11 protein-coding genes and 4 tRNA genes are annotated in these 14,979 nt (G+C 60.2%); all 15 read right to left on the reverse strand.

What is annotated here, in order from left to right; translation table 11 throughout:
* Positions 1 to 2: 2 nt before the first annotated feature.
* The 15 genes from rpsG to DOM32_RS13815 all read right to left on the reverse strand — a co-directional run bounded on the left by rpsG (position 3) and on the right by DOM32_RS13815 (position 14,943).
* The gene (gene rpsG / locus DOM32_RS13745; RefSeq protein WP_071230703.1) at positions 3 to 473 is read right to left on the reverse strand and encodes a 30S ribosomal protein S7; all 471 of its coding nucleotides are present in this window, start codon (positions 471 to 473) and stop codon (positions 3 to 5) included.
* Between the two features lie 118 nt (positions 474 to 591).
* Entirely contained in the window at positions 592 to 966 is a 375-nt protein-coding gene (gene rpsL / locus DOM32_RS13750) for a 30S ribosomal protein S12 (RefSeq protein ID WP_071230702.1), read from the reverse strand.
* A gap of 161 nt (positions 967 to 1,127) precedes the next feature.
* Positions 1,128 to 5,354, reverse strand: a complete 4,227-nt coding sequence (rpoC, locus tag DOM32_RS13755) for a DNA-directed RNA polymerase subunit beta' (RefSeq protein WP_110635369.1) — start codon at positions 5,352 to 5,354, stop codon at positions 1,128 to 1,130.
* A gap of 90 nt (positions 5,355 to 5,444) precedes the next feature.
* On the reverse strand, positions 5,445 to 9,521 hold the full coding sequence (rpoB, locus tag DOM32_RS13760) for a DNA-directed RNA polymerase subunit beta (protein ID WP_071230700.1): 4,077 nt from the start codon (positions 9,519 to 9,521) through the stop codon (positions 5,445 to 5,447).
* 271 nt (positions 9,522 to 9,792) lie between these two features.
* Complete coding sequence (rplL, locus tag DOM32_RS13765; protein ID WP_071230699.1) at positions 9,793 to 10,164, reverse strand: 50S ribosomal protein L7/L12; 372 nt, start codon at positions 10,162 to 10,164, stop codon at positions 9,793 to 9,795.
* A gap of 93 nt (positions 10,165 to 10,257) precedes the next feature.
* Entirely contained in the window at positions 10,258 to 10,761 is a 504-nt protein-coding gene (rplJ, locus tag DOM32_RS13770) for a 50S ribosomal protein L10 (protein WP_071230698.1), read from the reverse strand.
* A 269-nt stretch (positions 10,762 to 11,030) separates the two neighbouring features.
* Positions 11,031 to 11,723 carry a 50S ribosomal protein L1 gene (rplA, locus tag DOM32_RS13775; RefSeq protein ID WP_071230697.1) on the reverse strand — a complete coding sequence of 231 codons (693 nt, stop codon included), beginning with the start codon at positions 11,721 to 11,723 and terminating at the stop codon, positions 11,031 to 11,033.
* 2 nt (positions 11,724 to 11,725) lie between these two features.
* The gene (gene rplK / locus DOM32_RS13780; RefSeq protein WP_071230696.1) at positions 11,726 to 12,157 is read right to left on the reverse strand and encodes a 50S ribosomal protein L11; all 432 of its coding nucleotides are present in this window, start codon (positions 12,155 to 12,157) and stop codon (positions 11,726 to 11,728) included.
* 114 nt (positions 12,158 to 12,271) lie between these two features.
* Positions 12,272 to 12,805, reverse strand: coding sequence for a transcription termination/antitermination protein NusG (nusG, locus tag DOM32_RS13785; RefSeq protein ID WP_071230695.1), 534 nt, complete (start codon positions 12,803 to 12,805; stop codon positions 12,272 to 12,274).
* Positions 12,806 to 12,813: 8 nt separating this feature from the next.
* The gene (gene secE, locus DOM32_RS13790; protein WP_071230694.1) at positions 12,814 to 13,182 is read right to left on the reverse strand and encodes a preprotein translocase subunit SecE; all 369 of its coding nucleotides are present in this window, start codon (positions 13,180 to 13,182) and stop codon (positions 12,814 to 12,816) included.
* A gap of 71 nt (positions 13,183 to 13,253) precedes the next feature.
* Positions 13,254 to 13,329 (reverse strand) — tRNA-Trp (locus DOM32_RS13795).
* Positions 13,330 to 13,479: 150 nt separating this feature from the next.
* Positions 13,480 to 13,554: transfer RNA gene (locus DOM32_RS13800), tRNA-Thr, on the reverse strand.
* Between the two features lie 20 nt (positions 13,555 to 13,574).
* Positions 13,575 to 13,648 (reverse strand) — tRNA-Gly (locus tag DOM32_RS13805).
* A 57-nt stretch (positions 13,649 to 13,705) separates the two neighbouring features.
* Positions 13,706 to 13,789: transfer RNA gene (locus DOM32_RS13810), tRNA-Tyr, on the reverse strand.
* A 173-nt stretch (positions 13,790 to 13,962) separates the two neighbouring features.
* The gene (locus tag DOM32_RS13815) at positions 13,963 to 14,943 is read right to left on the reverse strand and encodes a biotin--[acetyl-CoA-carboxylase] ligase (protein WP_110635371.1); all 981 of its coding nucleotides are present in this window, start codon (positions 14,941 to 14,943) and stop codon (positions 13,963 to 13,965) included.
* Positions 14,944 to 14,979: the final 36 nt, after the last annotated feature.

Below are 14,979 nucleotides of genomic sequence, written 5' to 3' on the forward strand. Positions count from 1 at the left end.
GTTTAGAAGCGGTAGTGAGAGAAGGCCTTGTTGGCATCTGCCATGCGGTGCACGTCTTCACGCTTCTTCACAGCAGCGCCCTTGCCTTCGGCGGCATCCAGCATTTCGCCGGCGAGACGTTGCACCATGGTCTTTTCCCCGCGACCGCGCGCAGCGTCGACCAGCCAGCGCATGGCAAGCGCCTGGCGACGCGACGGGCGAACTTCGACCGGGACCTGATAAGTCGCGCCACCAACACGGCGGGACTTGACCTCGACCATCGGCTGGATGGCTTCCAGCGCTTTATCAAAGACGTCCAGCGGCGCCTCGTTGTTACGCTCGGCAACCCTGTCCAACGCACCGTAGACGATGCGCTCAGCTATGGACTTCTTGCCGCTGACCATCAGATGGTTCATGAACTTGGCCAGGCGCTCACTTCCGAACTTGGGATCGGGAAGGATCTCGCGCTTAGCGGCGACTCTTCTTCTTGGCATGATAAGCCCTCTAGTTAAGGGTCGTTCAGGTAAACCCGGCATCGCTTTTCGCTAGTGAGCGAAAAGAGCCGACCTTACTCTTATCGGACCGTTAATGGATGATGAAAAGCGACCGAGATCAGGACTTGGGACGCTTGGTACCGTACTTGGAACGGCCCTGCTTACGATTCTGGACACCGGAGGTATCAAGGGCGCCACGAACGGTGTGATAACGCACACCCGGCAAATCCTTGACTCGGCCGCCACGGATCAGGACCACGGAGTGCTCCTGCAGGTTGTGACCTTCACCGCCGATGTAGGAACTGACTTCATAGCCGTTGGTCAGGCGCACGCGGCACACCTTACGCAGAGCCGAGTTCGGCTTCTTGGGCGTAGTCGTGTAGACGCGGGTGCAGACCCCACGGCGTTGCGGACAAGCCTGCAGCGCCGGCACGTCGCTGGTAGCGACAGGGCGCTTGCGCGGCTTGCGCACGAGCTGGTTAATCGTTGCCATAGTGTTTAGCTGACTCCAATGGGTTGCCTTGCCTTATGCCGGGAGCATTGTGCATGGATTGGTTGCACCACCCCAACATAAAGGCTGCGCATTCTAATCAGTTGTCGTGAGACCCGTCAAGACCACCCGCCCCGAGAGGCAGGTGGCCAGGGAATCGCGACTTAGAGATCGTCGTCATCGGCATCGAGCGCGGTGAGCTGGGCGCCCAGCTCCTGCTCGACATCGAACGCCGACGGCTGCAGCGTGCGCTCGGATTCCTCGCGCTTGCGACGCCGCTCGTCATGGTGGGCAAGGCCGGTCCCGGCCGGGATCAGACGACCCACCACCACGTTTTCTTTCAGACCGCGCAGATAGTCGCGCTTGCCGGTCACGGCGGCTTCTGTCAGCACGCGAGTCGTCTCCTGGAACGAAGCCGCGGAGATGAACGACTCGGTCGCCAACGATGCCTTGGTGATACCCAGCAGCAGACGCTCGTACTTGGCCGGGAACTTCTCTTCCTGCTCGAGACGGGCATTTTCTTCGAGCACCCGAACCAGTTCGACCTGATCGCCCGGAATGAACGTCGAGTCGCCGGCGTCGGTAATCTCGACCTTGCGCAGCATCTGACGCACGATGACTTCGATGTGCTTGTCGTTGATGCTGACGCCCTGCAGACGATAGACGTCCTGGATCTCGACGGTGATGTACTTGGCCAGTTCCGCCACGCCCAGCAGCCGCAGGATATCGTGCGGGTTGCTCGGGCCGTCGGAGATGACCTCGCCCTTCTCGACCGTTTCGCCCTCGAACACACCGATCTGACGCCACTTCGGGATCAGCATCTCCAACGGATCGCCCTCTTCCGGCGTGATCGTCAGACGACGCTTGCCCTTGGTCTCCTTGCCGAAGCTGATCGTACCGCTGATCTCGGCCAGGATGGACGGCTCCTTCGGCTTGCGCGCCTCGAACAGGTCAGCGACGCGCGGCAGACCCCCGGTGATGTCCTTGTTGCCGGACGCCTCCAGCGGGATACGGGCAATGACCTCACCGACGCCGATCTCGGCACCATTCTCGACAGAGACGATGGCGCGGCCCGGCAGCAGATACTGTACCGGCGTGTTGGAGCCCGGCAGCGTCACGTGCTGACCGTCTTCGCCGACCAGCATGATCATCGGGCGCTTGTCGCGACCAGATGCCGGGCGAGCGGCCGATTCGATCACCTCGATGTTCGACAGACCCGTCATCTCATCGACGGTGCGCGTCATGGTCAGACCTTCGGTCATGTCCGTGAACTGCGCCTTGCCCTGAACTTCGGCAACGACCGGGTGCGTGTGCGGATCCCACTTCGCCACGATCTGACCACCCTCGACGTGATCGCCATCCTTGACGGAGAGCTCGGCACCGTAGGGCAGCTTGTAGTATTCGCGCTCACGACCATGATCGTCGGCGACGGCCAGGGCACTGGAGCGAGAAACCACGATCAGCTTGCCGTCGGCACGCTCGACCGACTTGATGTTGTGCAGGCGCACGCTGCCGCCGTGCTTGACCTGCACGCTATCCACTGCCGAGGCACGGGATGCCGCACCACCGATGTGGAACGTACGCATGGTCAGCTGCGTGCCGGGCTCGCCGATGGACTGTGCCGCGATGACGCCGACCGCTTCGCCGATGTTGGCCTGGTGGCCGCGAGCCAGGTCGCGACCATAGCAGGCCGAACAGACGCCGTGAGCGGTTTCACAGCTGATCGGGCTGCGCACGATGATCTCGTCGACACCCATGGTATCGAGCTCTTCGCACCAGGCTTCGTCCAGCAGGGTGCCGCGGGCGATCAGCACGTCTTCGGTCTGAGGATCGATGACGTCCTGCGCCACGACGCGGCCGAGTACGCGCTGCGCCAGAGAGACGATGACGTCACCGCCCTCGATCACCGGGTGCAACGTCAGCCCTTCCTGGGTACCGCAGTCCTCTTCGGTGATGACCAGATCCTGGGCAACATCGACGAGACGGCGTGTCAGGTAACCGGAGTTGGCCGTCTTGAGTGCCGTATCCGCCAGACCCTTACGAGCGCCGTGGGTCGAGATGAAGTACTGCAGTACGTTCAGACCTTCACGGAAGTTGGCGGTGATCGGCGTTTCGATGATCGAGCCGTCCGGCTTGGCCATCAGGCCGCGCATACCCGCCAACTGACGAATCTGGGCCGCACTACCACGGGCGCCGGAGTCCGCCATGATGAAGACGCTGTTGAACGAGTCCTGCTCGACTTCGTTGCCGTCGCGATCGGTCACGGTCTCTTTCGAGATACCCGCCATCATCGCCTTGGCCACCTTGTCGTTGGCCTTGGACCAGATACCGATGACCTTGTTGTACTTCTCGCCCGCGGTCACCAGACCGGAGGAGAACTGGTCTTCGATTTCCTTGACCTCTTCCTCGGCCGCATCGACGATCTCCGCCTTCGCGTCCGGGATGACGAAGTCGTTGACGCCGATCGAGGCACCGGACCATGTCGCCAGACGGAAACCGGTGTACATCAGCTGGTCGGCGAAAATGACCGCATCCTTCAGGCCAGTACGACGGTAGACCTCGTTGATCAGGCCGGAGATCGCCTTCTTCTTCATCGGGCGATCGACGAGCTCGAACGGCATGCCCTTGGGCAGAATCCGGAACAGCAGCGCACGGCCGACGGTGGTGTCCTTGATCGAGGTCGTCTCGGTCAGTTCGGTCACCTCGCCATCCTTCTCGTCGGACAGCCACTCGGTCAGGCGCACCTTGACCCGAGCGTGCAACGACACGTTCTGAGTCGCAAAGGCGCGATCCAGCTCGTTGAGGTTGGCGAACGCCTTGCCTTCGCCCTTGGCGTTGATGCGCTCGCGGGTCATGTAATAGAGACCCAGCACGACGTCCTGAGACGGCACGATGATCGGCTCGCCGTTGGCGGGCGACAGCACGTTGTTGGTCGACATCATCAGCGCACGCGCTTCGAGCTGGGACTCCAGCGTCAGCGGCACGTGGACGGCCATCTGGTCACCGTCGAAGTCGGCGTTGTAGGCGGCACACACCAGCGGGTGGAGCTGGATCGCCTTGCCTTCGATCAGCAGCGGCTCGAATGCCTGAATACCCAGGCGGTGCAGCGTCGGCGCGCGGTTGAGCAGGACCGGATGCTCGCGGATGACATCGGCGAGGATGTCCCACACTTCCGGCAGTTCACGCTCGACCATCTTCTTGGCGGCCTTGATCGTGGACGCCTGACCGCTGCCCTGCAGCTTGGAGTAGATGAACGGCTTGAACAGCTCGAGCGCCATCTTCTTCGGCAGACCGCACTGGTGCAGACGCAGCGTCGGACCGACGGTGATGACCGAACGGCCGGAGTAATCGACACGCTTGCCCAGCAGGTTCTGACGGAAACGTCCCTGCTTGCCCTTGATCATGTCGGCCAGCGACTTCAACGGACGCTTGTTGGAACCGGTGATGGCGCGACCACGACGACCGTTGTCGAGCAGCGCATCGACCGATTCCTGCAGCATGCGCTTCTCGTTGCGCACGATGATGTCCGGCGCATTGAGGTCGAGCAGACGCTTGAGGCGGTTGTTGCGGTTGATGACGCGGCGGTACAGATCGTTGAGATCAGAGGTCGCGAAGCGGCCACCGTCCAGCGGCACCAGCGGACGCAGATCCGGCGGCAGTACCGGCAGCACTTCCATGACCATCCAGGCCGGCGCGTTGCCGGACTTGTAGAAGGCTTCCAGCAGCTTGAGGCGCTTGGAAAGCTTCTTGATCTTGGTCTCGGAGTTGGTCTGCGGGATCTCTTCGCGCAGGCGATCGATCTCTTCTTCCAGATCGATGTCCTTCAGCAGCGCCTGGATCGCCTCGGCGCCCATGCGCGCGTCGAAGTCGTCACCGAACTCTTCCAGCGCCTCGAAATACTGCTCGTCGTTGAGCAACTGGCCACGCTCGAGGGTGGTCATGCCCGGATCGATCACGACGAACGATTCGAAGTAGAGCACGCGCTCGATGTCGCGCAGCGTCATGTCCAGGAACATGCCGATGCGGGAAGGCAGCGACTTCAGAAACCAGATGTGGGCGACCGGCGAGGCCAGCTCGATGTGACCCATGCGCTCGCGACGAACCGCCGCCTTGGTCACTTCGACGCCGCACTTCTCGCAGATGATGCCGCGATGCTTCATGCGCTTGTACTTGCCGCACAAGCACTCGTAATCCTTGACCGGCCCGAAGATCTTGGCGCAGAACAGCCCGTCACGTTCCGGTTTGAACGTACGGTAGTTGATGGTCTCCGGCTTCTTGACTTCGCCGTATGACCAGGAGCGAATCATTTCCGGCGACGCGAGCGTGATCTTGATCGCGTCGAACTCGTCAGATTGCGCCTGTGACTTGAGGACTTTCACCAAATCTTTCATGGGATCGCTCCGTTGCGGAGTTGTCATGAGCGGGGCCGCGAATCACTCGCTCGCCCCGCAAACCGTCGCTATCGATCGACTGTGCCGGTCTTAGCTTTCCAATTCGATGTCGATACCCAGCGAGCGGATTTCCTTCACCAGCACATTGAAGGATTCCGGCATACCGGCCTGCATGGTGTGGTCGCCGTCCACGATGCTCTTGTACATCTTGGTACGACCCTCGACGTCATCCGACTTGACGGTGAGCATCTCCTGCAGGGTGTAGGCGGCGCCGTACGCCTCGAGTGCCCACACTTCCATCTCACCGAAGCGCTGTCCGCCGAACTGCGCCTTGCCACCCAGCGGCTGCTGCGTGACCAGCGAGTAGGAGCCGGTGGAACGCGCATGCATCTTGTCGTCGACCAGGTGGTTGAGCTTCAGCATGTACATGTAGCCCACGGTCACCGGACGATCGAAGGCTTCGCCGGTACGCCCGTCATAAAGCGTCATCTGGCCGGAGTCCGGCAGATCGGCAAGCCTCAGCAGATGCTTGATCTCGTGCTCTTTCGCACCGTCGAATACCGGCGTCGCGATCGGCACACCGCCGCGCAGGTTCTTGGCCAGGGTGATGATCTCGTCATCGGTCAGGGAGTCGATGTCTTCCTGACGGGTTTCCTGGGTGTTGTAGACCTGCTTGAGGAAGCCGCGAATCTCGCTGACCTGCTGCTCGCGGGCATCACGCAGCATCCGGTCGATCTTGACACCGAGACCGTGGGCCGCCATGCCCAGGTGCGTCTCGAGAATCTGACCGACGTTCATGCGCGAGGGTACGCCCAACGGGTTGAGCACGACGTCGACCGGCTGACCATAGTCGTCGAACGGCATGTCCTCGATCGGCATGATCGCGGAGATGACACCCTTGTTGCCGTGACGGCCGGCCATCTTGTCACCCGGCTGGATACGACGCTTGACCGCCAGATAGACCTTGACGATCTTGAGCACGCCCGGTGCCAGGTCGTCGCCCTGAGTGAGCTTGCGCTTCTTGTCTTCGAAGCGTTCGTCCATCTCCTTGCGACGGTTCTCGAGCTGTTCGTCGGCCTGGGCCAGCAGCTCGTTGAGAGACTCGTCCTGCATGCGCAGCTTGAACCACTGCTGGCGCGGCAGCTCGTCGAGGTAATCCTCGCTCAGCACGTCGCCCTTCTTCAGCTTCGGGCCGCCGTTGACCGCCTGACCTTCCAGGGTGCGCTTGAGACGCTCGAAGGTCGCCTCCTCGGCGATCCGGTAGGTCTCCTGCAGGTCACGGCGCACTTCGTCGAGCTGCTGCTGCTCGATGGAAAGTGCACGCGAGTCCTTCTCGACGCCGTCGCGCGTGAAGACCTGGACGTCGATGACGGTACCGCGCATGCCGGTCGGCGCACGCAGCGAGGTGTCCTTAACGTCGGACGCCTTCTCGCCGAAGATCGCGCGCAGCAGTTTCTCTTCCGGCGTCAGCTGGGTTTCGCCCTTCGGCGTGACCTTGCCCACCAGAATGTCGCCAGCGCCGACTTCGGCGCCGATGTAGACGACACCCGCTTCGTCCAGCTTGCCCAGTGCCGACTCGCCCACGTTGGGAATATCGGAAGTGATCTCTTCCGCGCCCAGCTTGGTGTCGCGAGAGACACAGGTCAGTTCCTGGATGTGGATCGTGGTGAAACGATCGTCCTCGACCACGCGTTCGGAGACGAGGATGGAATCCTCGAAGTTGTAGCCGTTCCACGGCATGAACGCGAGACGCATGTTCTGACCCAGTGCCAGGTCACCCATGTCGACGGACGGGCCGTCGGCCAGGATGTCGCCCCGCGCCACCTTGTCACCCGGGCGCACGATCGGACGCTGGTTCTGACAGGTGTTCTGGTTCGAACGCACGTACTTGGTCAGGTTGTAGATATCGACGCCGGCTTCACCGCCGATGATCTCGTCTTCGTCGATACGCACAACGATGCGCTTGGCGTCGACGGAGTCGATCACGCCACCGCGGCGCGCCACGGCGCAGACGCCGGAGTCACGGGCGACGAATCGCTCCATGCCGGTACCTACGAGCGGCTTGTCGGCACGCAGGGTCGGTACCGCCTGACGCTGCATGTTCGATCCCATCAGGGCGCGGTTGGCATCATCGTGCTCGAGGAACGGAATCAGCGCAGCGGCGACCGATACGACCTGACGCGGCGACACGTCCATCAGCGTGACCTTGTCCGGTGCCATGAAGGTGGTTTCACCCTTGTGGCGAACCTGGACCAGGTCGTCGATCAGCTTGTTGCTTTCGTCGACCGTCGCCGAAGCCTGGGCGATGATGTAGTCGCCTTCCTCGATCGCCGACAGATGCACGATCTCGTCGGTCAACTGACGATCCACGACCTTGCGGTACGGTGTCTCGAGGAAACCGTAGCTGTTGGTCTTGGAGTAGGTCGCCAGCGAGTTGATCAGGCCGATGTTCGGGCCTTCCGGCGTCTCGATCGGGCAAAGACGACCGTAGTGCGTGGCGTGAACGTCGCGCACCTCGAAGCCGGCGCGCTCACGGGTCAGACCGCCCGGCCCGAGCGCGGACACACGACGCTTGTGCGTGACCTCTGAAAGCGGGTTGTTCTGGTCCATGAACTGGGACAGCTGAGAGGAGCCGAAGAACTCCTTCACGGCTGCCGCCACCGGCTTGGCATTGATCAGATCCTGCGGCATCAGGCCTTCGCTCTCCGCCATGGAGAGACGCTCCTTGACCGCACGCTCGACGCGCACCAGGCCGACACGGAACTGGTTTTCCGCCATCTCGCCGACGCAACGGATGCGACGGTTGCCAAGGTGGTCGATATCGTCGACTTCACCGAAGCCGTTACGGATATTGATCAGTTCCTTCAGGACATCGAGGATGTCCTGATTGTCGAGTACGCCGGAACCCGTATCGGTATCACGACGCAGACGACGGTTGAACTTCATCCGACCGACGCCAGACAGGTCATAGCGGTCTTCGGAGAAGAACAGGTTGTGGAACAGCGTCTCGGCCGCTTCCTTGGTGGGCGGCTCGCCGGGGCGCATCATGCGATAGATTTCGACCAGCGCTTCCAGGCCGGAGCGCGTGGAGTCCACCTTCAGCGTATCGGAGATGAACGAGCCCGCGTCGAGATCGTTGGTGTAAAGCGTTTCCAGCTTGGTAACGCCGCCCTGGCCCAGCTTCTCGACCAGCTCCGGCGTCAGCTCGGAGTTGCACTCGCAGATCAGTTCACCGGTGTTGGCGTCGACCTGATCCTTGGCCAGCGTCTTGCCGAACAGGTAATCCAGCGGCACCTGAAGACGCTCGAGTCCGGCATTTTCCAGCTGGCGGATGTGCTTCTGGGTGATCCGGCGACCTTCCTCGACGACGATATTGCCATCGCCATCCTTGATGTCGAAGGTTGCGGTCTCACCACGCAGCCGCGACGGCACCAGCTCGACGTAAATACCATCGCTCTCGATATGGAAGGTGCTGGTTTCGAAGAACGTCTCGAGAATTTCCTCGGCGTTCATGCCGAGCGCGCGCATCAATACGGTCGCCGGCAGCTTGCGGCGACGGTCGATACGCACGAAGACGTTGTCTTTAGGGTCGAATTCGAAATCCAGCCAGGAGCCGCGATAAGGAATGATGCGCGCGGAATAGAGCAGCTTCCCGGAAGAGTGGCTCTTGCCCTTGTCATGATCGAAGAACACGCCCGGCGAACGATGGAGCTGGGAAACGATGACACGCTCGGTACCATTGACGACGAAGGTACCGTTCTCGGTCATCAGGGGGATTTCCCCCATGTAGACTTCCTGCTCCTTGATGTCCTTGATGGCCTTGTTCGACGACTCTTTGTCATAGATGATCAGGCGTACCTTGACACGCAGCGGTGCCGAATAGGTCACGCCACGGAGCTGACACTCCTTGACGTCGAAAGCCGGCGTGCCAAAGCGGTAACTGACATACTCGAGCGCCGCATTACCCGAGAAGCTCTCGATCGGAAATACGGACTTGAAAGCCGCATGGAGACCGGTCTCGAGACGCTCTTCCGGCGCCCGGTCCTGCTGGAGGAAGTCGTAATAGGAATCAAGCTGGATGGCCAGCAGGTAGGGCACATCCATTACTTGAGGCAGTTTGCCGAAATCCTTGCGGATGCGTTTTTTCTCAGTGTATGAGTAAGCCATCTGTATTCCCCAGCTTGTTCACCATGGGTGACCGGTGCGTGGTCGGCGCTCTCCTAACGCGGGCTACCCCCGTTAGGCGCTGACGGCAAGCCTCCCGAAAAAGGGAGCTCGCCGTCGGAATTCGTCTAGTGGCTACAATCCTGAACCCGGAAGGTCGACCCCGAGTCAGGCGTACTAACGCCAGGCTAGCAAAAACAGAAAAAGGCCGGCAGCGGGTAGGCCCGCCACCAGCCGTGGCGCTTACACAGCGCGTGAAGCCGTGAGCACAGAGTTACTTGAGCTCCACAGAAGCGCCAGCTTCTTCCAGCTTCTTCTTGGCTTCTTCAGCGTCGTCCTTGGACAGACCTTCTTTCAGCGTGGCAGGTGCGCCATCGACAGCACCCTTGGCTTCTTTCAGGCCCAGACCGGTGATTTCGCGGACGACCTTGATGACGTTGACTTTCTTGTCACCAGCAGCGGTCAGGACCAGGGCGAATTCGGTCTGCTCTTCGGCAGCACCAGCGTCACCACCGGCCGGTCCCGCGACGACGGCAGCCGCAGCAGAAACGCCGAACTTTTCTTCCATTGCAGAAACCAGTTCCGCAACTTCCATCACGGACATTTCGGCAACGGCGTTGATGATGTCTTCTTGAGAAAGTGCCATTTTCAAATTCCTAAACTTTGCGGAGCCCCAGCCGGCATCGGCCAAGTGCTCGTTGATTCAATAGTCGACTCAGTCTACGCGAGCAGGCACCGATCAGGCGGCTTCTTCCTGCTTTTGATCGCGAAGAGCTGCAAGAGTACGAACCAGCTTGCCGGCAGAAGCTTCCTTCATGACGGACATCAGCTTGGCGATCGCTTCATCGTAAGTCGGCAACGTAGCCAGACGGTCGATATCGGCGGCCGGGATCATCTCCCCTTCGTAAGCCAGCGCCTTGACTTCAAATTCCTTCTGCGACTTGCCGAACTCCTTGAACAACCGCGCGGCAGCGCCGGGGTGATCGTAGGAGAAGGCCAGCAGCGTGGGGCCTGAGAAAGTCTCGTTCAGGCACTCCCATGAAGTCCCTGACAGCGCGCGGCGAGCCAGCGTGTTGCGGACAACACGAATCTGGACGCCATTCTCGCGAGCCTGCTTGCGCAAATCGGTCATTGCGCCAACGGTGACACCGCGAGAATCGGCAACTACGACGGAAAGAGCGTCCTTAGCGGCTTCACTGACCTCGGCAACAATCGCTTTTTTGCCTTCGAGTGCTAGTGGCACAGTGGTTACTCCTTCGTGCCGGGGCGACGACGTCGCGACCCGGTGGTTACCATCTCTTTCACCCGACATCGGTGAAAGTCTTGGATGATGGCTGCACACCTGAATCGGCGAGCAACACCATCTGCGCAGGCCCCTCTACAGGGCATTAAGTCGACGACTGGTGCCGACACCTGCGGTCTTTGACGGTGCCCCGCCCCACTCTGCCAGGACGACGCGAATCGTCCTGGCAGCGCACGGGGACCGCAAAGTTACTGCCTAGTTGCCGGCAATCACGCAAAAGTGCTGTGATCGACGGTCAGACCCGGGCCCATCGTGCTGGACAGGGTCAGTTTCTTGAGATAGATACCCTTGGACGTGCTCGGCTTGAGACGCTTGAGGTCGTTGACCAGTGCTTCGAGGTTGCCCTTGAGCGCGTCGGCCGGAAAATCCACCTTACCGATAGAGGCATGGATAATGCCGTTCTTGTCGGTACGGAAGCGGACCTGACCCGCCTTGGCGTTCTTGACTGCTGTCGCAACGTCGGGAGTCACGGTGCCGACCTTGGGGTTCGGCATCAGGCCACGCGGCCCCAGGATCTGGCCCAGCTGACCGACCACACGCATGGCGTCCGGGGCAGCCACGACGACGTCGAAGTTCATGTTGCCCTTCTTGACGTCATCAGCCAGATCTTCCATGCCAACGATGTCGGCACCGGCTTCCTTGGCGGCATCGGCGGCAGCGCCCTGAGCAAACACGGCAACACGGACGTCACGACCCGTGCCGTTCGGCAGCACGGTAGCACCACGTACGACCTGGTCGGATTTACGCGGATCGACACCCAGGTTGATAGAGACCTCGACAGCCTCCTTGAACTTGACCGTGGACACCTCGGAAAGCAGAGCGACGGCTTCTTCAAGGGTGTAGACCTTGCCCGGCTCGACCTTCTCGCGAATCATCTGAGCACGTTTTGTCAGCTTTGCCATGATCAGAGGCCCTCCACATTGAGGCCCATGCTGCGGGCACTACCAGCAATGGTACGAACAGCGGCTTCAAGATTGGCAGCCGTCAGATCCGGCTCCTTCGTCTTGGCGATCTCTTCGAGCTGCTCACGCGTCACGGTGCCGACCTTGGTCTTGTTCGGCACACCAGAACCGGATTTGATACCGGCGGCCTTCTTCAGCAGCACAGCTGCCGGCGGCGTCTTGGTGACGAAAGTGAAGCTGCGGTCGCTGTAAACCGTGATCACGACCGGCGTCGGCAAGCCCGGCTCAATTTCTTGAGTCGCGGCGTTGAACGCCTTACAGAATTCCATGATGTTGACGCCATGCTGACCCAGCGCAGGGCCCACGGGCGGACTCGGATTGGCCTTGCCGGCTGCGACTTGCAGCTTGATATAGGCCTGAACTTTCTTAGCCATTTTGAACTCCAGTCGGGTACGGACGCCTTGCGGCTCCCCTGTTCAGCCGGCACATCGACCGGCAACGATAACGCAGCACCAGAAGCGCTGCGGTGAATGCTGCTTCGGCGCCGGTCAGTCCTTGACTACCTGGACGAACTCCAGCTCGACCGGCGTCGAGCGCCCGAAGATCAGCACGCTGACCTGCAGGCGACTCTTTTCATAGTTGACCTCTTCCACGACGCCGTTGAAGTCGGCGAAGGGGCCATCGACGACACGTACGGTCTCGCCTGGCTCGAAGAGTGTCTTGGGACGTGGCTTGTCGGTGCCATCCTGGACCCGGCGCAAGATCGCATCCGCTTCTTTCTGGGTGATCGCAGCGGGCTTTTCCGGCGTACCACCGATGAAACCCATGACTCGCGGCGTTTCGTTGACCAGATGCCAAGTCTGTTCGTTCATCTCCATCTCGACCAGTACATAGCCGGGATAGAACTTGCGCTCGCTCTTGCGGCGCTTGCCGTCACGCATTTCGACGACTTCCTCGGTGGGCACCAGGATGTCACCGAACTGGTCCTCGACACCGTAAAGCTTGACGCGCTCGATCAACGAACGCATGACCTGCTTCTCAAAACCGGAATAAGCGTGAACGACGTACCAACGCTTGGACATGAAAACTCCTAGCCAATGATTCCGGACATCGCCCAACCGAGGACGGTATCGATAAGCCACAGCAACAGACCCACAACCAGGACGGCCGCCAATACGATCAATGTCGTTTGGATAGTCTCTTGTCGGGTCGGCCAGACAACGCGTTGAATTTCGCGCTTAGAGCCACGCGCCAGCTCCATCAGCGCCCGCCCCTTGGTCGTGGTCAATGCGATCGCTGCGGCAATGCCGCAAACGACGACGACACCCAGCACGCGATACAGCAGGGCCTGCTCCGCGAACCAGGCATTACCGCCGACCGCGACCGCGAGCAGTAACACCACGACAATCCATTTTGGGGTGTCGTAGCGTGACTCCTGCACCTCGGCGTTGTGCTTCATGAAAACTCCTCAACTCAAGGCGCGATAACCGAACAAGACAAGGTATCAATACGAGCCAGCCTGGGGAAGACTGGCAGGCCAGGAGGGAATCGAACCCCCAACCTGCGGTTTTGGAGACCGCTGCTCTGCCAATTGAGCTACTGGCCTGCAACTACACATCCGAGAATCACCCGGAAATTAGGAGGGCGCTATGATAGCGGAGAAATGTCGAGAAAATCAATCCCGTCACGACATTTTCTTTCGCCATCAAAAAAGCGAGCTCATGCTCGCCTTCACGCATCTTTCGACAACAAAAAATGGAGCTCATGGACGGAATTGAACCGTCGACCTCACCCTTACCAAGGGTGTGCTCTACCCCTGAGCTACATGAGCTTAAATCATCACCAACAGCATGGAGCGGGTAGTGGGAATCGAACCCACACCATCAGCTTGGAAGGCTGAGGTTCTACCATTGAACTATACCCGCCTACCCGCTCTGACTCTGGTTTACCGAGACAGACCGGTAAAACTCTGTCAAAAAATCTGGTGGAGAGGGAAGGATTCGAACCTTCGAAGCTTTCGCGGCAGATTTACAGTCTGCTCCCTTTGGCCACTCGGGAACCTCTCCATACCGGCGGCAGATTTTACCCTACCACTCACCAATGTCAAGCATCTGTTTTTACTACAATAACAGCGCCACACACCGATGGCCTTGCGTTCAAAGCGGGGCGCATTGTGTCAAAGGAAGGCACTCAATGCAAGCGTGAATATGCATTTTCGACAATGGCTTTCCGTAGCGGACTACTCCTCCAGGCGAATGCTGATCTCGCCTCCAGTCAGCGCCCGTTCACCGGTATCCGTCATCACTACCAGGTTGCCCTGCCGGTCGACTTCGATCGCCGTGGCGGTATAGGACGTGCTGCCCTGGTGAATACGAATGGCATGACCAGCATAAGCATGCCTACGGTTCCACTGCGCTCGCCAGGCGCTGAAGCCTTGCCGCTCGAATTCAGGCAACATCGTCAACAAGGATTCGATCAGAGCCGCAGCGACATGATTGCGAGAGGGGGAATCGATCACGTCTGCGAGAGCCCCTATGGGCTGCCCTGCCGCCTTTCGCACAGCGTCATTCAGCGAGACGTTGACCCCAATACCGATGACTACCTCACAAGGCCCTTCGACGTCCCCGGTCACCTCGAGCAGAATGCCTGCAAGCTTTCGCCACTCGTCGTCGATGGCGATCAGAACGTCGTTGGGCCACTTCAAGGCAACATTGGCACCAAACGTTTCGACCACCTCAGCCAGCACCACGCCAACGGCTAGGCTCAGCCCTTCGAGCGCAGCTACACCCGATTCGAATCGCCATCCCAGGGAAAGAATTAGACTACCACCCCAACTGGTACTCCAGGACTTGCCTCGGCGTCCTCGGCCTGCCGTTTGACTTTCTGCCAGGCAGACCTCGCCATGGCCCGCACCATGCCGGAAGCGATCTCGCAGGAAGGTATTGGTGGAATCGAGCACATCCTCGACGAACAGCCGCTTGAGGTGGCGCCGAGGCCCGGCAGGAAGCTGCGCAACGATACTGGCCCCATCAAGAGACTCCAGCGAGTTGACCAGGCGGTATCCGCGCCCCTTGACTGCCTCCAGTGGCAGATCCATTGCTTCCAGCTTCTTGAGCTGCTTCCAGACAGCCGTGCGCGAGACACCTAGATGTTCGCCTAGCTGCTGACCAGAGTGATAATTGCCATCGCCCAGCAGGCGTATCAGATCACCGATGCTCATGAAGGATTATTGCCCAGCGAGAAAAGCGCCATTCTA

Origin of the sequence: Salinicola salarius (genome assembly GCF_003206135.1) — a bacterium.
GTDB lineage: Bacteria > Pseudomonadota > Gammaproteobacteria > Pseudomonadales > Halomonadaceae > Salinicola > Salinicola salarius.